Raw genomic sequence first — 22965 nt, forward strand, 5'->3', positions numbered from 1 at the left:
GGGTGAACCATGGAATTACTGAGAAGGCTTCGTGCCTGGCTGGCTGCGGAAAAACTGGACGGCGTGCTCATCTCTTCGCGCCAGAATAAACAGCCGCACCTGGGCATTTCAACCGGTTCGGGATATGTGCTGGTGTCACAAACCGCGGCACATATCCTGGTGGATTTCCGTTACTACAGCGATATCGCTTCACGAGCGGCGGGCTATGAAATGCACCTGCTTAACACGGAGAACCCGTTTGCGCAGGCGGTGAACCAGATTATTGCGAAGGACAATCTCGCCCGTCTTGGCTTTGAGGGTGAATACGTGAGCTGGCAAACAGGCGTGCTGTGGCGCGATACGCTGAATACCACCCTTTGCAGCACCTCGCTAGACGCGCTGCGGCAGATAAAAACCGCTGACGAAATCGACCGTATCCGTGCAGCATGCGGCATTGCCGACCGCGCCGCACAGCACATCCGGCGTTTCATTCAGCCCGGTATGCGCGAGCGTGAAGTCGCTGCCGAGCTGGAGTGGTTTATGAAGCAGGAGGGTGCGGACAAGCCCTCTTTCGACACCATTGTCGCCAGCGGGCCGCGCGGTGCGCTGCCCCACGGCAAAGCCTCTGACAAAGTGATTATGCCTGGCGAGATGATCACCCTTGATTTCGGCGCCCAACACCAGGGGTATTGCTCGGATATGACAAGGACCTTTCTTGTCGCCGGGCAAAACACGCCGCCGGAGGAGCACCCTCTCTATGCGGTGTACCAGATCGTTCTGGCGGCACAACAGGCGGCTATTGATGCCATCCGCCCCGGCGTTTCCTGTCATCAGATCGATAGCGCCGCACGTTCCGTGATTGAACGTGCAGGTTACGGTCCGCAGTTCGGGCATAACACCGGTCATGCCATTGGTATTGATGTCCATGAAAATCCACGTTTTTCCCCTACCGACCGCACCCCGTTGCAGCCCGGCATGGTGCTGACCGTTGAGCCGGGGATCTACCTTGAACACCAGGGCGGGGTACGAATTGAAGATGTGGTGCTGGTGACGGAAACGGGCGCCGAGGTGCTTTATACCCTCGACAAACGGCTATTGCTGACGGGAGAACAAGAGTGGACAGAGATTTACTGCACGCCCTGAGCGAAGCAGACGCCATTGCGGCCTCAGAGCAAGAGGTGCGCGACATCCTGCTCAGTGAGGCGCAAAAATACCATAAAGAGGTTCAGTTTGATGGGCTGGGTTCCGTGCTTATCCGCGTCAACCAGAGCCGGGGCCCGAAGGTGATGGTCTGCGCCCATATGGATGAAGTCGGTTTTATGGTGCGTAGCGTCTCGCGCGAAGGGGCCATTGATGTCCTGCCCATCGGCAACGTGCGCATGATGGCCCGTACCCTTCAGCCGGTGCGCATCACCACGCGTAACGGGGGAAAAATACCGGGACTGCTGGATGGGGATCTGAAAGGAGAAAACGTTGACAATTTGCGTGTCGACATTGGCGCGACGTCGGCGGAGGAGGTGTTCGCCGCCGGTATCGACGCAGGCGACCGCGTGACGTTCGATACACCCTTTCAGACCCTTCCCCACAATCGGGTGATGGGTAAAGCCTTCGACGATCGTCTCGGCTGTTACCTGCTGATCGCGCTGCTGCGCGAGCTGCACCAGACGCCGCTCGACTGCGAGCTTTGGCTGGTGGCCAGCTCAAGTGAAGAGGTCGGCCTGCGCGGCGGCCAGACCGCCACGCGCGCCATTCATCCTGATATCGCGCTGGTGCTGGATACCGCCTGCTGGTCAAAAAATTTCGATTATGGCAGCGCCAACCATCGCCAGATCGGTGCGGGCCCGATGCTGGTGCTGTACGACAAAACGCTCATCGCCCCAGCCAAACTGATTGCGCTGGCTGAGACGATCGCGCGCTCGCAAGGGATCCCGCTGCAAAAAGACATGTTCAGCAACGGCGGAACGGACGGCGGGGCGATCCATCTCTCCGGCACTGGCGTGCCGACTCTTGTGCTTGGTCCCCCGACCCGACACGGGCACTGCGCGGCATCCATTGCCGACGAAAAAGACATTCATCACACCCAACAACTGCTTGTCGCGCTTGTGGCATGCATGAACCGTGAGACCGTGGATCATCTGACGGACTTCAGATGCTGATCTCACGCGGCCAGGAGGAAGTATGCTTTCAATTGAATTTTTCTGCCCACTGCCCAACGGCCTGCATGCGCGTCCGGCCTGGGCGTTAAAAGAGCAGTGCAGCGCATGGCGCAGCGACATCCGTTTTATCAACAGACGGCTTAACACTCACGCGGATGCCAAAAGCTCGCTGGCGCTGATCAGTACCGGTACGCTGTTTAATGACAGCTGCGTGCTGGAAATTAACGGCAGCGACGAGGAGCAGGCCCGACGCGTGCTGGAGGCGTATCTCACCGGCGCGTTTATCGACAGCGACAGTATTCCCTCCGGCGACGCGCCGCACGTTGCGCATCCCCTGCCCCGTTCGCTTGTAAGGCTTGCTCCCCACCTTCAGCACGGCATTACGCTCGCCAGTGGCATCGGGGCTGGCACTCTGCGAGGCTGGCAGAGCGATAACCTCAAACGTTATTGTCAGATCCCCGCCTCGCCGGAAGATATTACCCGCCTGGAACACAGCCTGGCGACGCTGGCTGAACAGCTCAACCACCGTCTGCGCGGGCTGGACGGCGAGAGTAAAACCATTCTCAGCGCGCATCTTTCGCTGATCCAGGATGAGGAGTTTGGCGGCACCATACGCCGACTGATCGCCGAGGAACGGCTAAGCCTTGCGGAGGCGATCATTCGTAATATGGAGCTGATCTGCGACAAGCTGTCGCTCTCCGCCAGCGACTACCTGCGTGAACGCGTCAGCGATATTCGCGACATCAGCGAGCAGCTTCTTAACATTACCTGGCCGGAGTTGCAGCAAACCTCCGCATTCACCCTCAGCGCTCCCACTATTCTGGTGGCGGAAGATCTGACGCCCAGCCAGTTTCTCAGCCTCGACACGCAGTATCTGAAAGGCATGGTGCTTGAAAAAACAGGCCGGACGTCGCATACGCTGATCCTGGCACGCGCGGCCTCCGTGCCTGTGCTGAGTGGTTTAACGGTCGCCTCGCTGGCTCCGTTGATGGGAAAAGAGGTCATTCTGGACGGCATCTGTAGCGTGCTGGTCGTTGAACCCAACTACGCGGTGAATGATTACTATAGCGTGGCGCAGCGCCTTGCCGACCGACGCCACCAGCAGCAGATCAAAGATGCGGGTCTTCCAGCACTCACCCGCGACAACGTACCGGTAGAGATTGCCGCCAACATCGGCAGCGCGCTGGAAGCGCCCGGGGCGTTTGCCTGCGGCGCGCAGGGTATCGGGCTGTTTCGCACTGAAATGCTGTATATGGACAGAGACTCCGCGCCGGACGAGCAGGAGCAATTCGAAGCCTATCAGCAGGTGCTGCTCTCCGCGCAGGGCAAGCCGGTCATCTTTCGCACAATGGACATCGGCGGCGATAAGCAGATCCCTTACCTGAACATTCCCCAGGAAGAAAACCCGTTCCTCGGCTATCGCGCCGTTCGTATTTATCCCGAATTTGCCGATCTCTTCCGCACCCAACTGCGCGCGATCTTACGCGCAGGCGCCAGCGGCAATGCGCTGTTGATGATCCCGATGGTGCACAGTCTCGATCAGATTTTATGGATCAAACAGGAGCTGCAAAACGTTCGTGACGCCCTGGCCTCACAGGGGTTACGTCACACCGCGCACCTGCCGCTGGGGATCATGGTTGAAGTGCCTTCAGTCTGCTTTATCATCGATCACTTCTGCGAAGAGGTGGATTTCTTCAGTATCGGCTCGAACGATATGACTCAGTATCTCTACGCTGTCGATCGCAACAACCCGCGCGTTTCGGGGCTGTATAACCCCATCACACCGTCTTTTTTACGCATGGTTCGCCAGATCGTCACCGCAGCGCATCGTCACGGGAAATGGGTCGGCATTTGCGGGGAACTTGGCGGAGAGCAGCGCTACCTCCCTCTTCTGCTTGGTCTGGGCTTAGATGAGTTCAGCATGAGCGGGCCGCGCATCCCTGCGGTAAAAACCCAGCTGCGTCAGCTGGACATGGCAACCTGCCGGGCGCTGGCGGAAAAGGCCTGCGACAGCCGCAGCGCAGAGGAGATTGAAGCCCTGCTGGCGGATTTCACACCGGAAGCGCCGCCGCGTCCCTTGCTGGCCCTGGAGACTATCGTGGTCAATGAGCCGCTGACCTCAAAAGAGCAGGTACTTCAGTTCTTATGCGGAAATCTTGCGATTCATGGCAGGACCGAAAACCCGCTGGAGCTTGAAGAAGATCTCTGGCAGCGCGAAGAGATTGTCACCACCGCCGTCGGGTTTGGCGTGGCGATCCCTCACACCAAATCGCAATGGATACGCCACTCCAGCATCAGCATTGCACGCCTGGACAAGGCGATTGACTGGGAGTCGGATTTGGGCGACGTCGAGCTGGTGATCATGCTGACGCTCGGCGCTCAGGAAGGGATTAATCACGTGAAGGTCTTTTCCCAGCTGGCGCGAAAGCTGGTCAATAAAACGTTTCGCGAGTCGCTGTTTGCAGCAACGACGCCGCAAAGTATCCTGGATCTGTTGAACGCTGAAATCACGTTCTGACTGTCACTGAAAGCGTGCGCGATACTCCCCCGGCGTCAGGCCAAACTGGCGCCGGAACAGACGGCTAAAATAGTCGCTATCGGCATAGCCGCAGCGCTTCGCCACTTCCCCCACCGGCAGGTGGTATTTTTGCAGGATGGTTCTCGCCTTCGCCATACGCACCCAACGAACGTAATCCACAAAACTCATCGTCCCCTGTTGGGAGAACAGGCGTGACAGATGGTTAGCCGAAATATTAAAAAGCGCGGCGACGCTGTCCCGCGACAGGGATTCAGCATAGTTTTCCTGCACCCAGTTACAAATGCTCTGATAGAGGAAATCCCCGCGCGACAGTCCCGGTTCAGGCAGCGACGACACCACTTTCCGGCACCAGTGCAGCAGGCTCAGCACCAGCGGTTGAATAATGGCCTGATCCTGCGGGGAAGCGCTCAGGTGCGTCAGGGCCATCAGCATCGCAGCACATTCGCCTCGTTCAGGGTGAGGAAGCTCAACGTGTCGCTGCGCAGGCACGGAGCGCCCGTGACGGGTATCATGAAACACCAGCCCCAGCCACGACGGCGCAAAAAGAATGCTCAGCAGCATGACCGGTCGTTCAAACACCGGGACGCTGGCGGCCTGGGCGGGAAGAAACAGCATTTCCCCCTGGCAGAGGGTCTGCTGCCCGGTAACCAGTCTGTTGCCATATTCCCCGCGAAGAACGACATCAAGCCGTGGCCAGTCGCGGCTCACGCTTCCGACAGCGTCAGACGCGCCACGTTGAGCAAACCAGACTCGCCCCAGCTGCTGTGGGTTGAGCACCAGGCCGCTCAACAGATCGGCAAAAAACTGCTGATCGGCGGGCAACAGGGTTTCGTGCATATCACCCCCTGCGCGCATCCGGGCGTACCAGATCGAAGCGATGGCTGTCACTGATGGCGTAGTAGGCCGTCGGTCCACCCGCACGCAGAATGGGCTGCGCTTTCGCGGTCTGGTAAATCCCCTCTTCCAGCAAACTCTCGGCGATATGGACGCCCACGACTTCGCCGAGCACCAGCCAGGTATCAATCGGTGTCCCATCCGCGCCGGTAAGCTGAATGCACTGTGACAATCGACACTCGAAATTCACCGGGCTTTCCGCCACGCGCGGCGAGCTCACAAGCTGGCTGGCAACGGGCGTCAGGCCGGCAAAGGTAAATTCATCCTCGCCATGAGGGAGCGTGGCGGAGGTTTCATTCATCGCCTCGGCGAGATCGCGCGTTGCGAGGTTCCAGACAAACTCCCCCGTTTCGGTAATATTCCGCACGCTATCCTTCCAGCCGTTGCTGGAAAAACCAATGATCGGTGGGCGATAGTTAAAGCAGTTAAAGAAGCTGTACGGGGCAAGGTTCAGTTGACCGGCCTTATCACAGGATGAGATCCAGCCAATCGGACGTGGACCGATAATGGCGTTCAGCGGGTCGTGCGGCAGGCCGTGCCCCTGAGACGGTTGGTAAAAGTACATATCGCTCTCTCTACGCTGGGGCTGCAACGCGCATTGCCCGGGTTCAGTCTTTCCAGCGTAACGAAATTTCCGTTCAGGGTGAATCGGGACGCCGGGTTTATTGCCAAAAATTCATATGGCGCATGATTGTGACCTTCATCACTTCAAACTTACGGTTTCAGACAGTATCATCAGATAAGTTAAACCCTCGCTGCCAGACGGCGAGGGTTTTCTTTTGGATTGGTTTCTGCGTTACACGCAGCATTAACGACATGGAGTAAAAATGTCCAGACCTACGATTATCATCAATGAACTCGACGCAGAACGTATTGACCGACTGTTGGAGAAACCAGAATTCGCCTCGCTGCCGGTAGCCGATGCGCTGAACGAAGAGCTCGACCGGGCGCAGATGTGTACGCCTGAGACCATGCCGCATGATGTGGTCACCATGAACAGCCAGGTGAAGTTCCGCAACCTGACCACCGGAGAGGAGCTCACCCGTACGCTGGTCTATCCGGCGCAGATGACCGACAGCAGCACGCAACTGTCGGTGCTGGCACCCGTGGGCGCGGCGCTGCTTGGACTGCGCACGGGCGATACCATCCACTGGGAACTCCCGGGCGGCGCCTCAGCTCACCTGGAAGTGCTTGAGCTGCTCTACCAGCCCGAAGCCGCTGGCGATTACCTGCGTTAATCCCTTCTGAACAAGCGACCCCGCTTTGCACAGAGGATGCACCCGCATCCTCTTTCCGCAAATTCACCCTATTGTGCTATACCGGACAAAAACCGCTTAATCCACGCTTAGTCTGTTGTAGTGCCGTGGGGACGGTCATGGGTGAGATACTTGTTATCACACTGGTTTTTCTCATCATCCTGGCGATCCTCGTCGTGGCGGTGCTGTATCTTGAGCGCCACTGGTGAGTGAGGAACCTCACACAACGCCGCCGGGGAAGGCATTCACCAGTCCCTTCACTTTCTGCTGCGCTGCCTCCGGGGTGTCTGCGCCAGGCACCAGGATCACCTTGCGGCACTCCTCCTCCCGTTTTTCGAAGATCTTATAGGCGCGTTCCGCATCAGCCAGCGGAAGATAGTGGGTCACAATATCTTCTGGGGTAAGCAGCCCTTTTTCGATGAGCGGCAGCAGCTCTCCCAGCCAGGCATGGACGTGGGTCTGCCCCATCTTAAAGCTCAGCCCTTTATCGAAGGCATCGCCAAACAGGAAGCCGTGAATAAAACCGGCGTACACGCCCGGCACGCTGACCACGCCGCCGCGTCGCACCGCAGCAATGCACTGGCGCAGGGCTTTGCCGCTGCTGCCTTCAATTTTCAGGTTACTGAGGATCGTTTCCGTGGTGCTGCCTTTGGCCTCAAACCCGACGGCATCAATCACCGCATCCACTCCGCGCTGTCCGGCCGTTTGCTCAATGATTTTCTCCGCCGCATCGTTATCGTCATCAAAGTTAATCGGGATCGCGCCGTAGCGCTCCTGGGCAAACCGCAGTCGATAGGGATGATGGTCAACCACGAAAATCTGCTCTGCGCCGAGAAGCCGCGCGCAGGCAATGGTCAGTAACCCCACCGGCCCGGCCCCGAATACGGCGACGCTGGAGCCTTTCTGGATCTGCGCATTTTTTGCCGCCTGCCAGGCGGTAGGCAGAATATCTGACAGGAAAAGCGCTTTGTCGTCAGACAGCAGCTGGGGCACTTTAAACGGCCCCACGTTGCCTTTCGGGACGCGCACATACTCCGCCTGTCCGCCCGGCACGCCGCCGTAAAGATGGCTGTAGCCAAACAGCGCGGCAGGGGCGGGAATTTGCTTTTTGTTCAGCGCCGCGCCCTGCCCGCGGTTCGTGTTTTCGCAGGCCGCGTACTGTTGCATCTGGCAAAAGAAGCAGTCACCGCAGGCAATCACAAACGGGATCACCACCCGGTCACCTTTCTGCACGTTTTTCACTTCGCTCCCGCACTCCACCACCTCGCCCATAAATTCATGACCAAAGATATCGCCGTGCTGGACCTTGGGAATTTTTCCGCGATAAAGATGCAAATCAGAACCACAGATCGCCGTGGCCGTTACGCGCAGGATGATATCGTCAGGCTGTTCGATGCCCGGATCGGGGACATTATCGACCCGAACATGATGCGGACCGTGATAGGTGAGAGCTTTCATGCAACCTCCGAAAGGGTGTGGGTAAGCTTATAAAAGGGTAGCTACCTCTCGGGATCTGCCCCGGAATCCGGCTGTTTTGAGATTTATCCTGGCGAGATAAAAAAGTGCTGTCGGGATTACAGAAACCTTTTATATTTTGTGGTTGAATGATTTCAGCGTTTATAAACAAGGAGAAACGGTTATGTATCAAACAATCATTATGCCGGTTGATGTTTTCGAAATGGAACTGAGTGATAAGGCTGTACGTCACGCGGAATTTCTCGCGCAGCAGGACGGAGTTATTCATCTTCTGCATGTTTTACCGGGCTCTGCCAGCCTGAGCCTGCATCGTTTCGCTGCTGATGTGCGTCGTTTTGAAGAGCATTTACAGCATGAAGCCGAGACACGCCTGCAAACCATGGTCGGGCACTTCAGCATCGATCCTTCCCGCATCAAAACCCACGTCCGGTTCGGTAGCGTGCGCGACGCCGTTAATGAGCTGGCGGGGGAATTAAATGCCGACGTGGTAGTGATTGGTTCACGTAACCCTTCCATCACCACTCACCTGCTGGGGTCGAACGCCTCCAGCGTGATCCGCCACACCCACATTCCGGTAATGGTCGTGAGATAAAAAAAGAGGCCACCTTTTGGTGGCCTCTGGCATTGCAGGTGTCGTCTTGCTTTCTTTTATTATGCGGTTTTGGTGCGGATCAGATAATCAAACGAGCTCAGCGACGCTTTCGCACCTTCGCCAGTGGCGATGATGATCTGTTTGTACGGCACGGTGGTGCAGTCGCCCGCCGCAAATACGCCCTTCACGCTGGTTTCGCATTTCGCATCAATGATGATCTCGCCCATGCGGTTGCGCTCAATCGCGCCTTCCAGCCAGGTGGTGTTTGGCAGCAGGCCAATCTGAACAAAGATCCCTGCCAGCGCCACGCTGTGGATATCGCCACTCACGCGGTCACGGTATTCCAGACCGGTCACTTTGCTGCCGTCGCCTTTCACTTCTGTCGTCTGGGCATTGAGCACAATATCGACGTTATTCAGGCTACGCACCTTATCCTGCAACACCTGGTCCGCTTTCATCTCCGGGGCGAACTCCAGCAGGGTAACGTGTTCAACAATTCCCGCCAGATCGATAGCCGCTTCCACGCCGGAGTTACCGCCGCCGATCACCGCTACGCGTTTACCTTTGAACAGCGGGCCGTCACAGTGCGGGCAATAGGTCACGCCTTTGGTGCGATACTGATCTTCGCCCGGGACGTTCATGTTGCGCCATTTCGCGCCGGTGGCAATGATCACGCTGCGCGCCTTCAGCACCGCGCCGGACGCCGTTTCAATCTGGTGCAAACCACCCTCGACCGCGGCCGGAACCAGTTTGCTGGCGCTCTGGCTGTCAATGACATCCACGTCGTAGTCGCTGACGTGCGCTTTCAGCGCCCCGGCCAGCTTCTGGCCTTCGGTTTTCGGCACGGAAATGTAGTTTTCAATGTCAACGGTATCAAGAACCTGACCACCGAAACGCTCGCCCATCAGACCGGTACGGATCCCTTTACGTGCGGAGTACACCGCCGCCGCTGCGCCCGCCGGGCCGGAGCCAACAATCAGTACGTCGTACGCATCGCGTTGGTTCAACTCTTCCGCCGCACGTTTTTCTGCGCCGGTATCCACTTTGGCGACGATTTCGGTCAAGGTCATACGCCCCTGGCCGAACTCCTGACCATTCAGGTAAACTGCCGGAACGCCCATCACGTTGCGCTCGGTGATTTCGTTCTGGAACGTACCGCCGTCAATCGCCGTGTGCTTAATGCGTGGGTTGAGGACTGACATCAGGTTCAGCGCCTGCACCACGTCCGGACAGTTATGGCAGGAGAGTGAGTAATAGGTTTCAAACTCAAAATCACCGTCGATATCGCGGATCTGCTCCAGCAGCGCCTGCGCTTCTTTTGACGGATGACCACCGGTCCACAGCAGCGCCAGCACCAGGGACGTAAATTCGTGCCCCAGCGGAGAGCCCGCGAAACGCGGCCCCTGGTCAGACCCTGGGTTGGCGATCAGGAAAGAAGGCTTACGGACTGCCAGCGTGTTGTCTTCTTTGAAGGTCACTTTCGTCGACAGCTCAGCAATCTCTGTCAGCAGCGCTTTGATTTCTGCCGATTTCGCGCTGTCGTCCAGCGTGGCAATCAGCTCAACAGGTTTGGTCAGTTTCTCAAGGTAGGCCTTGAGCTGGGTTTTCATGTTAGCGTCGAGCATTATTCTTCCCTCTCTTAAAACGTCATCATGCAAGCCGCCTTATACGGGCTGCCTGAATGCAACTTGCATCATGGTGCTGGAATGAAATGGGCGCGGGGAGCGCCCATTGATTGCCGGGTGGCACTTCGTTTACCCGGCCTACGATACTGTAGGCCAGTGCAAGCGTAGCGCCGCCAGGCTTTACAGACTTAGATCTTGCCAACCAGGTCCAGAGATGGAGCCAGCGTCGCTTCGCCTTCTTTCCATTTCGCCGGGCACACTTCGCCTGGGTGAGAAGCAACGTACTGAGCCGCTTTCACTTTGCGCAGCAGGTCAGATGCATCACGGCCGATACCTTCAGCGGTAACTTCGATAGCCTGGATAATGCCCTGCGGGTCAACAACGAAGGTCGCGCGGTCTGCCAGGCCTTCATCTTCACGCATGTTGTCGAAGTTACGGGTCAGGGCGCCAGTCGGGTCGCCGATCATCGCGTATTTGATTTTCGCGATAGTTTCAGAGCTGCTGTGCCACGCTTTGTGGGTGAAGTGGGTATCGGTAGAAACAGAGTAAACGTCTACGCCCAGCTTTTGCAGTTCTTCGTAGTGGTCTGCCACGTCGCCCAGTTCGGTCGGGCAAACGAAGGTGAAGTCAGCCGGATAGAAGAAGAACACGCTCCAGCGGCCTTCGGTATCTTTCTCAGTTACTTCGATGAACTCACCGTTTTTGAACGCCTGGTTTTTGAAAGGTTTAATTTTGGTGTTAATCAAGGACATCTGTACTTCCTCCGTGTTTTCGTTGAGATGTAAGGTAACCAACTTTGTTCATCGGGGCTAATGCGTATGCTTTATCAAATCAATCAGCCAAACCTTACAACAGCAACAAGACAGCAAGGTGAACCTTTTAAAGGAAAACCTGAAAGTAAAAAGGCCGCCTCAACGGGCGGCCCTGATACCTGAATTCCCCGCAGGTACATTCAGTGCCAGCCGAAGCTGGCGTTGCGTTGCGCTCTACATACCTTGTATCAAGGCCGTAACAGCGGTTTGATTACAGCACCCGCGCGCGCATTGAGCAATGGATAAGAGGGATAGTCCTGCCTATGGTTGTGATAGGCTAAACCGAACAGGCTTCTGAAACGTTATAAATTTAATTTCATTATAAATTTCGCGCTATATATAAATGCCAGTTGTCATTCAAATAATTCAATCACACTTCAAAGATAAAATTATCTTAATAAACCTTGAAGTTGTGTTTCAATAATCCAAAGCCATGATATATTAAGATCACTTAAATTTTGAATTAAGCAAGTTACCCACACGGATTGAAAAAGGTAACTTTCCTCTGTCGTACTCCATGATGTGATAACGACAGCAAACACAGCACACTCAGGACGAAACATGGCCAACCTCTACGACCTAAAAAAATTCGATCTCAATCTGTTAGTCATCTTCGAATGCATTTACCAACATCTCAGTATCAGTAAGGCTGCCGAGACACTTTATATCACGCCATCCGCCGTGAGCCAGTCGCTGCAACGCCTGCGTGGCCAGCTCAATGACCCCCTGTTCATCCGCTCAGGTAAGGGAATTACGCCGACCACGGTGGGCACCAACCTCCATCATCATCTTGAACAGAATCTCAACCAAATTGAACAGACGATCAACATGATGCATCACTCGGACATCAAGAAAAAGTTCGTTATCTATTGCTCCCAAATGGTGTCGCCTGGCTATATGCTCGAACCGATGAAACTATTAATATCCGAGGAAAATTACGAGATAGAACAACGAGATATGCTTATCTCTCCGGAATCCGCAGAGGACCTGCTCGCCTACCGTAAAGCCGACCTGATTTTCACAATTGCCCCGGTAAAAAATCGCTCTGTGGTTTGTGTTCACTTTACCACGGTGCCAATAACGTTAATCTGCCGGGAAAACCATCCAAGACTCACCGATACGGTCAGTCTCGAGGCGTTATACCGGGAGAAATTCACCTTTTACCAGAGCGCTCACCCGGGCGTTAAAGAGTTCCAGAATCGCGCCAATGACGTTTTCCCGGAAAGAAATATTGCTTTTCGCACGGACTCCATCAGCTCGCTTATCTCCATGGTCAGTTCATCTGATCTGTTAGGCTTTATACCCATATCAATCTATGAAGCCTATAAAGAGACGTTAAAATTAAAACGAATCGCCGCCCCTTTTGAATTGCCCGAAATACATGTCTATATGCTTTACAGCCGTTCTTCTCTGAACAGCAGCGTTTTTTCAACGTTTATTGAGAAAATGCATAAACTCTGTCTTTCCGCTCCGTCTGCGTAAAATCATTTACATGGTGAATATAAAAGCCGCAAACTAAAAAAAATGATTCCGTGAAAATAATGAAAAATGATTTCATAATATCGTCTTAATTTCTTCCAGACATTTAACACGCAGGATGCGATTAACTATGTCGATCTATAAAATCCCTTTACAGGAAAATGTTTCAGACGCTTCAGCGGAACGCATAGACTGGACGCTAAACAATTTCTCCAGGGTATGCGTTTCCTTTTCCGGTGGAAAAGATTCTACCGTGATGCTGCATCTCGTTGCCCAGCAAGCACGGCAATTAAAGCGAAAAATAGATGTCATCTTTCTGGACTGGGAAGCGCAATTCTCCTCAACCATTCAGCATGTTGACACGATGAGAACGCTGTATCGTGATGTTATCCATCAGTTCTGGTGGGTAGCGCTTCCGCTCACGACCCAGAACGCACTGTCACAGTTTCAACCTGAATGGCAGTGCTGGGAACCCGGGACAAACTGGGTTCGCCAGCCACCGGAAGATGCCATTACCGATTATCACTATTTCGATTTTTATCAGCAGGGAATGACGTTTGAAGTCTTCGTGCGAGAGTTTGCCGAATGGTATGCGCAAAAACGTCCTGCCGCCGTCATAGTGGGGATCCGCGCCGATGAATCCTACAACCGTTTTCTGGCGATCGCGTCGGCACGTAAGCAGCGCTTTTCTGACGATAAACCCTGGACGACCGTCGCACCGGGTGGTCACTCCTGGTATATCTACCCTCTGTACGACTGGAAAACCGCCGACATCTGGACGTGGTTCGCGAAATCAAAATGTTGCTATAACCCCTTATACGACCTGATGTACAAGGCGGGGGTGCCGCCACGTTATATGCGCATCTGCGAACCGTTTGGCCCGGAACAGCGTCAGGGCTTGTGGCTCTATCATGTCATCGAACCCGAACGCTGGGCGGCGATGTGTGAGCGCGCCTGCGGGGTGCGCAGCGGCGGTATTTATGCCGGGCACGATAACCATTTTTATGGCCACCGGAAGATCCTGAAACCAGACCATCTTGGCTGGCGCGAATACGCCATGCTGCTACTCGACAGCATGCCGCAAACTACGGCGGAGCATTACCGCAATAAAATTGCGGTTTATCTCCACTGGTATCAAAAGCGAGGCATGAACGATATTCCCGATACGCAGGAGGGCGACATTGGCGCCAAGGACATCCCCTCCTGGCGACGTATCTGTAAGGTTTTACTTAATAACGATTACTGGTGCAGGGCCCTGTCATTTAGCCCAAATAAACCAAAATACTATCAGCGCTACAGCGACAGAGTGAAGGCAAAACGCAAGGAGTGGGGCATTTTATGCGACAGCGAATAATCACCGAAATTGACATCTACCTTCAATCACTTACCGAAGAGGATCGAATCAATGCCATTAACGCCTTCCGTCAGGCAATACATAAAAACAGCCCTTTTCGTGAGCAACCTATAGACTGTGTGCTCTGGGTTAAACAGGACGCGATTACCGCCAACGATTACAACCCCAATAACGTTGCCCCACCGGAAAAACGATTACTCATCAAGTCACTGGAACTTGATGGATTCACCCAGCCTATCGTTGTGACCGAAAGCGAACAGCAGCAGTATGAAATCGTGGACGGTTTTCACCGCCATGAAATTGGCACAACCCGGGCGGTTTTGAAGCGCCAGCTCAAAGGGTACTTACCCGTCACTTGCCTGCGCCAGGAGCGACAGGACAAACATAACCGAATGGCGGCCACCATTCGCCACAATCGGGCTCGTGGGCGGCATCAAATCAACGCCATGTCAGAGATTGTTCGTGAACTGGTTCAGCTCGGCTGGGACGACGAGAAGATAGGCAAGGAGCTTGGGATGGATAGCGACGAAGTGCTGCGCCTCAAACAAATCAACGGTCTGCTCGAACTCTTCGCAGACCGTCGTTTTTCTGAAGCCTGGACGGTGAAATAGTCAGAGCGCGTTTAACCGCGCTGCCGCTGCCAGCAGCGTCGATTCCTGCTTCGCAAAGCAAAGTCGGATCAGCTTATGCGGGAAGGGATCGGCGCAGAACACCGACAGCGGAATGGCCGCCACGCCCACCTCTTTCGTCAGCCACTGGCAGAAACTCACGTCGTCCAGATCGGAAATCGCGCTGTAGTCGGCCAGCAGGAAATAGGTCCCTTCACAGGGTAAAATCTCCAGACGGCTTTTGCTCAACGCAGCCACAAACCGATCCCGACGCGCACGGTAGAAATCCGGTAGCTCACGGTAGTGTCCGGGTTCGCTGCGCAGCATATCCGCCAGCGCCAGCTGAGCGGGTGTGTTCACCGCAAACGTCAGATACTGATGCACTTTACGCAGCTCAGCGCTGATGGCGGCGGGCGCCACGCAGTACCCGACCTTCCAGCCGGTCATATGGTAGGTTTTGCCAAATGACGATACCGCGATTGCACGCTCACGAAGCTGCGGATGCGCCAGCACGCTGGCATGCCCATCTTCGGCGAAGCAGATATGCTCATACACCTCGTCGCTCAGAACATAGATTTCACGTTCGGCGATGGCCTGCCACAGGGCGGCAAAATCGCTCTTCTGCCACACCGTCGCCGATGGGTTGTGCGGCGTATTCAGGATCACCAGCCGGGTTTTATCGCTCAGCAGCGCGGCAAACGCCTGCCAGTCCGGACGAAAATGCGGCGGCTGGAGCGCCACGCGTTTCACTACGCCGCCAGCCAGTTCAATCGCCGGGGCGTAGCTATCGTAGCTCGGGTCAAAACAAATCACCTCATCGCCCGTACGCACCAGGGCGGTTATCGCCGCATACAGCGCTTCGGTCGCCCCTGCGGTTACCGTGATATCGCTGTTCGCATCAGGTTTATAGCCATACAGCTCAGCCGTTTTATCCGCAATGGCTTCACGCAACGCCTGCACGCCGGTCATCGGCGCGTACTGGTTGGCTCCCTGCGCCACGTGGTACGCCAGACGCTCCTGCAAATATTTCGGCCCGTCAAAATCCGGAAAACCTTGTGAGAGGTTAATGGCGTTGTGCTGCTGCGCCAGGGCGCTCATCTGGGTAAAAATCGTCGTGCCGAGATTTGGAAGTTTACTCTGCGGGATCAACGGGTTATTGCTCATTGTAGTGTGCCTGCCTGTAATACTTATGTTGCTGACACTATAACACGATGTTAGTCTTTGGCAATCAAGACGCTTAGACGTCTAAACGATAAAAATATTCCTGACCGAGAGGGTAAAAGGAAATGACAGACAACCAGCAACTCACACACCTGGTCGAGGCCTGCCGCTGGATTGGCGCTAAAGGCTGGGCGCCCGCTACCGGCGGCAATATGTCCGTGCGTCAGGATGAACACCTGTGCTGGCTGAGCGAATCCGGAAAAGATAAAGGCAGCCTGACCACCGCCGATTTTCTACAGGTTGAAATCGCCACCAACCGTGCGCCGTCTGGCCGTAAACCGTCGGCAGAGACCGGGCTGCATACCCTCATCTATCGCCTGTTTCCCGAGGCTAACGCCGTCCTGCACGTTCACACTGTCAATGCCACGGTGCTGTCGCGTCTGGTCAACGAGGCCGAGCTGAAGATCACCGGTTTCGAGATGCAAAAATCCCTTACCGGGCAGACCACGCACCAGGATACGGTGGCCATCCCGGTGTTTGATAACGACCAGGACATCGACGCCCTCGCCTCGCGCATCGCCCATTACGCGCAGGAACGCCCGCTTAATTATGGTTTTCTTCTGCGCGGTCATGGCTTAACCTGCTGGGGACGCGACGTGGCCGAAGCCCGCCGTCATCTGGAAGGGTTAGAATTCTTATTTGAATGCGAAATGCGTTTACGACAATGGGAGAGAGTATGATTCGCGCGATTGTGACGGATATTGAAGGGACCACCAGCGATATCCGTTTTGTCCATGATGTTTTGTTCCCCTACGCGCGTGAGCGGCTGGCGGCCTTTGTGACCGCGCAGCAGTACGCCGAGCCGGTCAAATCGATTCTGGACAACCTGCGCGATGAAATCAGCGCTCCGCATGCCAGCGTCAGCGATCTCATCAACGTACTGTTTACCTTTATGGATGAAGACCGCAAATCGACGGCGCTCAAAGCCCTGCAAGGCATCATCTGGCAGGACGGTTACGTCAACGGTGACTTTACCGGACACCTCTATCCTGACGTACTGCCCGCGCTGGAAAAATGGAAGGCGCAAGGGATTGATCTCTATGTTTATTCCTCTGGCTCCGTCACCGCGCAGAAACTGTTATTTGGCTACAGCGACGAAGGTGATATTACTCATCTGTTCAGCGGCTATTTTGATACCCACATTGGCGCCAAGCGCGAGGTGCAGTCTTATCAAAATATTGCGGCGCAAACGGGCATTGCCCCGTCGCAGATCCTGTTTCTGTCGGATATTCATCAGGAGCTGGACGCGGCTGAGCAGGCGGGTTTTCGTACCCTGCAACTGATTCGCGGTGAAGATGACGGCGCAAGCCATCATCATCAGATCCACCAGTTTGACGAGATTAATCCGGAGCAGATCCCTTCATGAGCGCATTGACCATTTATTCCGATAAAGACGCCAGTCAGCACCAGTGGCACAGCACCGACGACGCCGAGATTGCCCAACAGCTCAACGCCAAAGGCGTGCGGTTTGAACGCTGGGCTGCGGATCGCGATTTAGGGCACGATCCCGCGCCTGAAGCCGTGATCGCGGCGTATCAGCATGCGATCGACAAGCTGGTGGCAGAGAAAGGTTACCAGAGCTGGGATGTGATCAGCCTGCGCGCCGACAATCCGCAGAAAGAGGCGCTGCGCGCGAAGTTCCTGAACGAACACACTCACGGCGAAGACGAAGTGCGCTTTTTCGTGGAAGGCGCGGGGCTGTTCTGCCTGCACATTGGCGATGAGGTGTATCAGGTGCTGTGCGAGAAAAACGACCTGATTTCCGTTCCCGCGGGCACGCCGCACTGGTTTGATATGGGCTCAGAGCCGAACTTTACGGCGATTCGTATTTTCGATAACCCGGAGGGTTGGGTCGCACAGTTTACCGGGGATGCGATTGCGGATGCGTATCCACGCCTGGCATAGTCTGAACAGGCACGGTTAGCCCCCTCTCCCTGTGGGAGAGGGTTGGGGTGAGGGCACCCGCGCGCACTACGCGTTAAGCCCCTTAACATACCCCACCAGATGATCCAGCACCACGCCCCATGCTTCGTGGAAGCCCATCTGCTCATGTTGCTCGCGGATCTCCTTCGTCGGATGACGCGCAATCGCCGAGGTCGCGCGGTGCATCCACCACGCGCTCCAGTTTTAAGTCTGTGTCAGGATCGAGCGTCACGATGTTGTCCTCTCAGGGAACGCCCTTAAAGGATAGCCGGACTCAGGCAAATTTCCCTTTCGCTACCTCGTCCGGTATGACCACGCCTGTATCCAGCACCCAGCCGCTAATCAGCGAGGCGGGGGTGACGTCAAACGCCGGGTTATAGACCTGCGCCTCTTGCGGCGCCCACTGCACCGCGCCAAAGCTCCCCGCCACGCCCGTCACTTCACTGGCCGCGCGCTGCTCAATCGGGATTGCGTCACCGTTCGGGCAGTCCGGGTCGAGGGTCGTTTGCGGGGCAGCGACGTAGAACGGAATGCCGTGAAACTTCGCCAGCACCGCCAGGGAATAGGTGCCGATTTTGTTCGCCACGTCGCCGTTGGCGGCAATGCGGTCTGCACCCACCCACACGGCGTCCACCTGCCCTTTTGCCATCAGGCTGGCGGCCATGGAGTCGGTAATCAGCTGATACGGTACGCCCAGCTCGCCGAGTTCCCACGCGGTCAGCCTGCCGCCCTGCAATAGCGGACGGGTTTCATCCACCCAGACGTTGCTTACCTTGCCTTCCTGATGCGCGCGAGCAATCACCCCCAGCGCGGTACCGACGCCCGCCGTCGCCAGCCCGCCGGTGTTGCAGTGGGTCAGCAGACGGCTGCCGCGCTTCACCAGCGCGCTGCCCGCACTGGCAATAGCGTCACAGAGCCGTTTGTCTTCGTCAATCAGCCGCAGCGCTTCAGCCACCAGCGCCGGAACATAATCTTCCTGCCACAGCGCCAGCTTCATGCGGTCGAGATTGTTCATCAGGTTCACCGCCGTCGGGCGGGAGGCGCGCAGGGTTTCCAGCGCCACCGCCAGCTCGTCGCGGCTTTTGCCGCTTTCCGCTAACAGCGCCAGCAACAGGCTTGCAGAGAGACCAATCAGCGGCGCGCCGCGCACCCGCAGGGCGTGGATGTGCCCGACCAGCGCCTCGACCGTCGAGGCATCCAGCCAGCGTTTCTCCTGTGGAAGCGCCTGCTGGTCGAGAATAAAGAGCTGATTATCCGCCACCCGCAGGCTGGTCGTCTGTAATGTCTGCATGTCGTTAATTCCCTGTTGCGTTGTTGTAGCACATTGTGTCAGGATGAAATCCAGATGTATAGACGTCTACATGTCTTAATTAGCAAAACTGAGGAGCAGGCCATGTCGCAATACCGTACCTTTACCGCTCAGGACGCCGTGGAGTATGCCAGGCAGTTTGGCGGACTTGACGATCCTTCATCGCTGGTAGAGGCGCAGGAAATCGGCGACGGCAACCTCAACCTGGTCTTTAAAATTTTCGACCGCGCGGGCGTGAGCCGCATCGTCGTTAAGCAGGCGCTGCCCTATGTACGCTGCGTCGGCGAATCCTGGCCGCTGACGCTGGATCGTGCCCGTCTTGAAGCGCAAACCCTGGTCGAGCATTACCAGCACAGCCCGCAGCACACGGTAAAAATCCACCACTTTGACCCGGAACTGGCGGTGATGGTGATGGAAGATCTCTCCAGTCATAGCATCTGGCGCGGCGAGCTGATTAACAACATTTACTACCCTCAGGCGGCGCGTCAGCTGGGGGAATATCTGGCTCACACCCTGTTCCACACCAGCGATTTTTATCTGCATCCGCACGATAAAAAAGCGCAGGTAGCGAAATTCATCAACCCGGAGATGTGCGAGATCACCGAAGATCTGTTCTTTAACGATCCGTACCAGATCCACGCGCGCAACAGCTACCCGGCCGAGCTGGAAAACGACGTTGCCGCCCTGCGCGACGACGCCCAGCTAAAAATCGCCGTGGCCTCCCTCAAGCACCGCTTTTTCTCGCACGCCGAAGCCCTGCTGCACGGAGACATTCACAGCGGTTCGATTTTTGTGGCCGACGGCAGCCTGAAGGCCATCGACGCTGAGTTCGGCTATTTTGGGCCGATTGGCTTTGACGTTGGCACCGCCATCGGCAACCTGCTGCTGAACTTCTGCGGCCTGCCTGGGCACCTCGGCATTCGCGATGCCGCCGCCGCGCGCGAGCAGCGCCTGAACGATATTCAGGAACTGTGGAACACCTTCGCGGAGCGCTTCCAGGCGCTGGCAAACGAGAAAGCCCGCGACGCCGCACTCAGCGCGCCGGGCTATGCCTCCGCGTTCCTGAAAAAGGTCTGGCATGACGCCATCGGGTTCTGCGGCACCGAGCTGATTCGCCGCAGCGTCGGGCTTTCACACGTGGCGGATATCGATACCATCCAGGATGAAGCCATGCGCCACGAATGCCTCCGCCATGCAATATCCCTCGGTAAAGCGCTGATTGTCATTGCCGACCGCATCGACAGCGCGGAAGAGCTGGTGGCGCGAGTGCGGCAGTACAGCTGATTTTCTCCCTCTCCCTGTGGGAGAGGGCCGGGGTGAGGGCATCAAACCGCACTCACCCCAAATACTCAATCACCGACATCCCGCCGTTATAGTCCGTGCTGTAAATAATCCCCTGCGCATCCACAAACACGTCGCACGACTGGATCACCTGCGGGCGGTTGGGCCGCGTATCCATCATCCTCTCCGGCGCCGCGGGCACCAGCGCTCCCGTTTCTACCGGGCGATACGGATTGGAAATATCGTACGCGCGCACGCCCGCGTTCTGGTACGTCGCGAAGATCAGCGTTGAGCTGACGAAGCTTCCCGGCCGGTTCTCGTGCAGGTTGTGCGGGCCAAAATGCGCCCCTTTCGCCACGTAGTAGGTTTCATCCGGCTGCGGGAAGGTCGAGATGCTGACCGGGTTCGACGGCTCGCGGATATCAAACAGCCAGATCAGCTTTTCGCCGTCTTCCTGATTGTCGAGCACCGCTTCGTCCAGCACCACCAGCAGGTCGCGGTCCGGCAGCGGCAGCGCGGTGTGCGTTCCGCCGCCAAACGGCGGGCTCCAGTTGCGATGGCTAATCAGCTTCGGCTGCGCGCGGTCCTTCACGTCCAGCAGCGTCAGGCCGCCGTCACGCCAGCTGCCATACGCGGTGTCGCCGGCAATAATCGCATGGTGCAGCGCGTAGCGTTTGCCTTCCGGCCAGCCCGGCTTCTCACCTTCGGCCTGGTTCATCCCGGGCAGCCACCAGCGCCCCGCGACTTCAGGCTTACGCGGGTCCGCCAGATCGATAGTCAGGAAAATGTAATCGGTAAAGCCGTCGATCAGCGCTGAAACGTAGGCCCAGCGGCCACCGACGTACCAGATGCGGTGAATGCCGATGCCACTCAGCGACAAAAAGCCGATTTCGCGCGGCGCGTCCGGCGTGGAGATATCAAAGACGCGAAGCCCGGCGCTCCAGCCTTTATCCTGCACGTCGCTGACGGTCTCCCCCACCTGGCGGGTGTAGTAGACCTTCTCATCGGCAAAACGCGCATCGGCAAACAGATCCCGGGCGTTAATCACCAGCAGCAAATCGTCGTGCGCCTGGAGGTGTACGTTCCAGGTACCCGGCGGCGCGGGCACGTAACCTGCGGCTTTTGGTTTTTTCGGATCGCGCACGTCGACAATGGAAAAGCCCTGCGACACCATATGACCGATATAGGCGAAACCACGGTGCACCATCAGCTGTACACCGTCCGGACGACCGCCCTGGTCGCTATGGCCAATCAGCCGCATATTGCGGCTGTATTCGGGAGGGGGTAATTGAGACACCTTATGCTCCTTACGCCCGGTGGCGCTACGCTTACCGGGCCTACGGGTGAGAAATGTAGGCCGGGTAAGGCGCAGCCGCCACCCGGCTTGGTTTACTTGTTTTTAGCGGCAAGCGTCGCAAACCACGGCGCGATAAAATCTTCCGTCTGGCCCCAGCCTGGAATGATTTTCCCCAGAGACGCCACGTTCACCGCGCCCGGCTGGGCGGTCAGCAGCGCCTGCGGAATAGCCGCCGCCTTGAAATCGTAGGTGGCAGGCGTCGCTTCTCCGGCAATCTTATTGGCGATCAGGCGTACGTTGGTCGCGCCAATCAGCTTCGGATCTACCGCCACGCTCACCTTCCACGGGCTACCCGGCTCGCGCATCAGCTGGAGATCCTGGTTGGAGATGTCGATGCTGTAGAGCTTGATCTCGGTGCGGCCGTTCTCTTTCAGCGCCTTATACGCGCCCTGACTGAAGGCATCCCAGGTCCCCCAGATGGCGTCGATTTTACCTTTCGGGTATTTCGCGAGGATCGCCCCCACCTTGTTGGCGGTGTCGCCCTGCACGTCAGAGGAGACCGCGCCGATGGACTCCAGCTCTTTAATCTCCGGATACTGCTTTTGCAGTTCTTTGTAGGCCGCCTGACGGCGCTCCATCGGCGGGAAGCCCGCGACCCACAGCTTGACGATATTGGCCTTGCCGTTGAAATCTTTCGCCAGTTGACCAAAAGAGAGGTTGGTCAGGGAGGCATCGTCCTGCTGGGTAACGGTTACGCCCGGGATCTCGCCGTTCACGGCGGTATCAAACACCGAAACTTTAATCCCGGCATCCACCGCCTTCTTTACCAGCGCGGTGGAGTACGGATCGCGCCCCTGAGAGAGAATAATCCCGTCGTATTTCTGGCTGATGGCCTGGTTCACGAAATCCTGGAATCTGGCGTCGTCCCCGTTACTTAAAAACGTGCTGACCTTAAAGCCGAGCTTTTTCCCTTCCTGAATCGCCCCAGCAACAAACTGCGTGGTGTTGTCGTCCGAGCCCAGGTTGCGGATCACCGCAATGCGAATGGGGCCGTCATGGCTGGCAATGGCGGCCGGAACCGGCGCGGGGGTAGCCGCCAGGCCCGGCAAAGAAGTGAGTAATCCAAGAGCTACCAAAGAGAGCGCAATCTTTTTCATTTATTAT

The 22965-nt window shown here is 56.5% G+C and carries 23 protein-coding genes; 13 read left to right on the forward strand and 10 right to left on the reverse strand.

Features of this window, described 5'->3' with window-relative positions:
• Positions 1-9 precede the first annotated feature (9 nt).
• Genes ypdF through ptsP form a run of 3 tightly spaced genes read left to right on the forward strand, consistent with a single transcriptional unit; the run spans position 10 to position 4653 of the window.
• A complete protein-coding gene (gene ypdF / locus ACOTYH_RS04325) occupies positions 10-1122 on the forward strand; it encodes an aminopeptidase (RefSeq protein ID WP_180262996.1) in 1113 nt (370 codons plus the stop codon).
• Complete coding sequence (ypdE, locus tag ACOTYH_RS04330; RefSeq protein ID WP_421637573.1) at positions 1095-2135, forward strand: aminopeptidase; 1041 nt, start codon at positions 1095-1097, stop codon at positions 2133-2135. The genes ypdF and ypdE overlap by 28 nt, the downstream gene beginning before the upstream one ends.
• 22 nt (positions 2136-2157) lie before the next feature.
• Positions 2158-4653: a phosphoenolpyruvate--protein phosphotransferase gene (ptsP, locus tag ACOTYH_RS04335; protein WP_421637574.1), complete on the forward strand. Its 2496-nt coding sequence runs from the start codon at positions 2158-2160 to the stop codon at positions 4651-4653.
• Between the two features lie 3 nt (positions 4654-4656).
• Here ptsP and ACOTYH_RS04340 read toward each other — a convergent pair whose 3' ends face one another.
• A complete protein-coding gene (locus ACOTYH_RS04340; RefSeq protein ID WP_032670372.1) occupies positions 4657-5511 on the reverse strand; it encodes a helix-turn-helix domain-containing protein in 855 nt (284 codons plus the stop codon).
• A 1-nt stretch (position 5512) separates the two neighbouring features.
• Positions 5513-6133 carry a flavin reductase family protein gene (locus ACOTYH_RS04345; RefSeq protein ID WP_003858756.1) on the reverse strand — a complete coding sequence of 207 codons (621 nt, stop codon included), beginning with the start codon at positions 6131-6133 and terminating at the stop codon, positions 5513-5515.
• Positions 6134-6395: 262 nt separating this feature from the next.
• On the opposite strand from ACOTYH_RS04345, the gene rnk reads away from it, so the two are divergent.
• A complete protein-coding gene (gene rnk, locus ACOTYH_RS04350) occupies positions 6396-6806 on the forward strand; it encodes a nucleoside diphosphate kinase regulator (protein WP_006809650.1) in 411 nt (136 codons plus the stop codon).
• Positions 6807-6943: 137 nt separating this feature from the next.
• The gene (gene yldA / locus ACOTYH_RS04355) at positions 6944-7033 is read left to right on the forward strand and encodes a small membrane protein YldA (protein ID WP_015571155.1); all 90 of its coding nucleotides are present in this window, start codon (positions 6944-6946) and stop codon (positions 7031-7033) included.
• Positions 7034-7043: 10 nt separating this feature from the next.
• Here yldA and ACOTYH_RS04360 read toward each other — a convergent pair whose 3' ends face one another.
• Positions 7044-8282 (reverse strand): zinc-dependent alcohol dehydrogenase, encoded by a 1239-nt coding sequence (locus ACOTYH_RS04360; protein ID WP_015571156.1) that lies wholly within the window; start codon positions 8280-8282, stop codon positions 7044-7046.
• Positions 8283-8463: 181 nt separating this feature from the next.
• On the opposite strand from ACOTYH_RS04360, the gene uspG reads away from it, so the two are divergent.
• Positions 8464-8892 (forward strand): universal stress protein UspG, encoded by a 429-nt coding sequence (uspG, locus tag ACOTYH_RS04365; RefSeq protein WP_006809652.1) that lies wholly within the window; start codon positions 8464-8466, stop codon positions 8890-8892.
• A 59-nt stretch (positions 8893-8951) separates the two neighbouring features.
• Here uspG and ahpF read toward each other — a convergent pair whose 3' ends face one another.
• Entirely contained in the window at positions 8952-10517 is a 1566-nt protein-coding gene (gene ahpF, locus ACOTYH_RS04370) for an alkyl hydroperoxide reductase subunit F (RefSeq protein WP_045142408.1), read from the reverse strand.
• Positions 10518-10705: 188 nt separating this feature from the next.
• A complete protein-coding gene (gene ahpC / locus ACOTYH_RS04375) occupies positions 10706-11269 on the reverse strand; it encodes an alkyl hydroperoxide reductase subunit C (protein WP_014882974.1) in 564 nt (187 codons plus the stop codon).
• A gap of 621 nt (positions 11270-11890) precedes the next feature.
• On the opposite strand from ahpC, the gene citR reads away from it, so the two are divergent.
• The 3 genes from citR to ACOTYH_RS04390 all read left to right on the forward strand — a co-directional run bounded on the left by citR (position 11891) and on the right by ACOTYH_RS04390 (position 14773).
• Positions 11891-12811, forward strand: coding sequence for a DNA-binding transcriptional repressor CitR (gene citR, locus ACOTYH_RS04380; protein ID WP_032671321.1), 921 nt, complete (start codon positions 11891-11893; stop codon positions 12809-12811).
• A 127-nt stretch (positions 12812-12938) separates the two neighbouring features.
• Positions 12939-14162, forward strand: coding sequence for a phosphoadenosine phosphosulfate reductase (locus ACOTYH_RS04385; protein ID WP_086524328.1), 1224 nt, complete (start codon positions 12939-12941; stop codon positions 14160-14162).
• Positions 14147-14773: an IbrB-like domain-containing protein gene (locus ACOTYH_RS04390; RefSeq protein WP_420291030.1), complete on the forward strand. Its 627-nt coding sequence runs from the start codon at positions 14147-14149 to the stop codon at positions 14771-14773. Before ACOTYH_RS04385 ends, ACOTYH_RS04390 begins: the two co-directional genes overlap by 16 nt.
• Here ACOTYH_RS04390 and ACOTYH_RS04395 read toward each other — a convergent pair whose 3' ends face one another.
• Entirely contained in the window at positions 14774-15934 is a 1161-nt protein-coding gene (locus tag ACOTYH_RS04395; protein WP_421637575.1) for a pyridoxal phosphate-dependent aminotransferase, read from the reverse strand.
• A gap of 122 nt (positions 15935-16056) precedes the next feature.
• On the opposite strand from ACOTYH_RS04395, the gene ACOTYH_RS04400 reads away from it, so the two are divergent.
• Genes ACOTYH_RS04400 through ACOTYH_RS04410 form a run of 3 tightly spaced genes read left to right on the forward strand, consistent with a single transcriptional unit; the run spans position 16057 to position 17896 of the window.
• Positions 16057-16671 (forward strand): methylthioribulose 1-phosphate dehydratase, encoded by a 615-nt coding sequence (locus ACOTYH_RS04400; RefSeq protein ID WP_033486419.1) that lies wholly within the window; start codon positions 16057-16059, stop codon positions 16669-16671.
• Positions 16668-17357 carry an acireductone synthase gene (gene mtnC, locus ACOTYH_RS04405; RefSeq protein WP_032647663.1) on the forward strand — a complete coding sequence of 230 codons (690 nt, stop codon included), beginning with the start codon at positions 16668-16670 and terminating at the stop codon, positions 17355-17357. The genes ACOTYH_RS04400 and mtnC overlap by 4 nt, the downstream gene beginning before the upstream one ends.
• On the forward strand, positions 17354-17896 hold the full coding sequence (locus ACOTYH_RS04410) for a 1,2-dihydroxy-3-keto-5-methylthiopentene dioxygenase (protein WP_421637576.1): 543 nt from the start codon (positions 17354-17356) through the stop codon (positions 17894-17896). The genes mtnC and ACOTYH_RS04410 overlap by 4 nt, the downstream gene beginning before the upstream one ends.
• A gap of 66 nt (positions 17897-17962) precedes the next feature.
• Here the strand turns inward: ACOTYH_RS04410 and ACOTYH_RS04415 are convergent, their stop codons facing one another.
• Both ACOTYH_RS04415 and mtnA read right to left on the reverse strand, forming a co-directional pair.
• Positions 17963-18100, reverse strand: coding sequence for a hypothetical protein (locus ACOTYH_RS04415; RefSeq protein ID WP_017694329.1), 138 nt, complete (start codon positions 18098-18100; stop codon positions 17963-17965).
• A gap of 88 nt (positions 18101-18188) precedes the next feature.
• Positions 18189-19205, reverse strand: coding sequence for an S-methyl-5-thioribose-1-phosphate isomerase (mtnA, locus tag ACOTYH_RS04420; protein ID WP_333072677.1), 1017 nt, complete (start codon positions 19203-19205; stop codon positions 18189-18191).
• 102 nt (positions 19206-19307) lie between these two features.
• Between mtnA and mtnK the strand changes: the two genes are divergently transcribed.
• Complete coding sequence (gene mtnK, locus ACOTYH_RS04425) at positions 19308-20507, forward strand: S-methyl-5-thioribose kinase (RefSeq protein ID WP_047637520.1); 1200 nt, start codon at positions 19308-19310, stop codon at positions 20505-20507.
• 52 nt (positions 20508-20559) lie between these two features.
• Here the strand turns inward: mtnK and ACOTYH_RS04430 are convergent, their stop codons facing one another.
• Both ACOTYH_RS04430 and ACOTYH_RS04435 read right to left on the reverse strand, forming a co-directional pair.
• Positions 20560-21801 carry an LVIVD repeat-containing protein gene (locus ACOTYH_RS04430; protein ID WP_074162657.1) on the reverse strand — a complete coding sequence of 414 codons (1242 nt, stop codon included), beginning with the start codon at positions 21799-21801 and terminating at the stop codon, positions 20560-20562.
• Between the two features lie 92 nt (positions 21802-21893).
• Positions 21894-22958: a sugar ABC transporter substrate-binding protein gene (locus ACOTYH_RS04435; protein ID WP_015571167.1), complete on the reverse strand. Its 1065-nt coding sequence runs from the start codon at positions 22956-22958 to the stop codon at positions 21894-21896.
• Between the last annotated feature and the right edge of the window lie 7 nt (positions 22959-22965).

The organism is Enterobacter cloacae complex sp. SHL001 (genome assembly GCF_049236825.1).
GTDB classification, from domain to species: Bacteria; Pseudomonadota; Gammaproteobacteria; order Enterobacterales; family Enterobacteriaceae; genus Enterobacter; species Enterobacter hormaechei_C.

Bases quoted from the DNA above. Each gene is read 5' to 3' on its own strand.
- ypdF (WP_180262996.1), top strand. From the start codon at position 10: ATGGAATTACTGAGAAGGCTTCGTGCCTGGCTGGCTGCGGAAAAACTG.
- ptsP (WP_421637574.1), top strand. From the start codon at position 2,158: ATGCTTTCAATTGAATTTTTCTGCCCACTGCCCAACGGCCTGCATGCG.
- ACOTYH_RS04340 (WP_032670372.1), bottom strand. From the start codon at position 5,511: ATGCACGAAACCCTGTTGCCCGCCGATCAGCAGTTTTTTGCCGATCTG.
- ACOTYH_RS04345 (WP_003858756.1), bottom strand. From the start codon at position 6,133: ATGTACTTTTACCAACCGTCTCAGGGGCACGGCCTGCCGCACGACCCG.
- rnk (WP_006809650.1), top strand. From the start codon at position 6,396: ATGTCCAGACCTACGATTATCATCAATGAACTCGACGCAGAACGTATT.
- yldA (WP_015571155.1), top strand. From the start codon at position 6,944: ATGGGTGAGATACTTGTTATCACACTGGTTTTTCTCATCATCCTGGCG.
- ACOTYH_RS04360 (WP_015571156.1), bottom strand. From the start codon at position 8,282: ATGAAAGCTCTCACCTATCACGGTCCGCATCATGTTCGGGTCGATAAT.
- uspG (WP_006809652.1), top strand. From the start codon at position 8,464: ATGTATCAAACAATCATTATGCCGGTTGATGTTTTCGAAATGGAACTG.
- ahpF (WP_045142408.1), bottom strand. From the start codon at position 10,517: ATGCTCGACGCTAACATGAAAACCCAGCTCAAGGCCTACCTTGAGAAA.
- ahpC (WP_014882974.1), bottom strand. From the start codon at position 11,269: ATGTCCTTGATTAACACCAAAATTAAACCTTTCAAAAACCAGGCGTTC.
- citR (WP_032671321.1), top strand. From the start codon at position 11,891: ATGGCCAACCTCTACGACCTAAAAAAATTCGATCTCAATCTGTTAGTC.
- ACOTYH_RS04385 (WP_086524328.1), top strand. From the start codon at position 12,939: ATGTCGATCTATAAAATCCCTTTACAGGAAAATGTTTCAGACGCTTCA.
- ACOTYH_RS04390 (WP_420291030.1), top strand. From the start codon at position 14,147: ATGCGACAGCGAATAATCACCGAAATTGACATCTACCTTCAATCACTT.
- ACOTYH_RS04395 (WP_421637575.1), bottom strand. From the start codon at position 15,934: ATGAGCAATAACCCGTTGATCCCGCAGAGTAAACTTCCAAATCTCGGC.
- ACOTYH_RS04400 (WP_033486419.1), top strand. From the start codon at position 16,057: ATGACAGACAACCAGCAACTCACACACCTGGTCGAGGCCTGCCGCTGG.
- mtnC (WP_032647663.1), top strand. From the start codon at position 16,668: ATGATTCGCGCGATTGTGACGGATATTGAAGGGACCACCAGCGATATC.
- ACOTYH_RS04410 (WP_421637576.1), top strand. From the start codon at position 17,354: ATGAGCGCATTGACCATTTATTCCGATAAAGACGCCAGTCAGCACCAG.
- ACOTYH_RS04415 (WP_017694329.1), bottom strand. From the start codon at position 18,100: ATGCACCGCGCGACCTCGGCGATTGCGCGTCATCCGACGAAGGAGATC.
- mtnA (WP_333072677.1), bottom strand. From the start codon at position 19,205: ATGCAGACATTACAGACGACCAGCCTGCGGGTGGCGGATAATCAGCTC.
- mtnK (WP_047637520.1), top strand. From the start codon at position 19,308: ATGTCGCAATACCGTACCTTTACCGCTCAGGACGCCGTGGAGTATGCC.
- ACOTYH_RS04435 (WP_015571167.1), bottom strand. From the start codon at position 22,958: ATGAAAAAGATTGCGCTCTCTTTGGTAGCTCTTGGATTACTCACTTCT.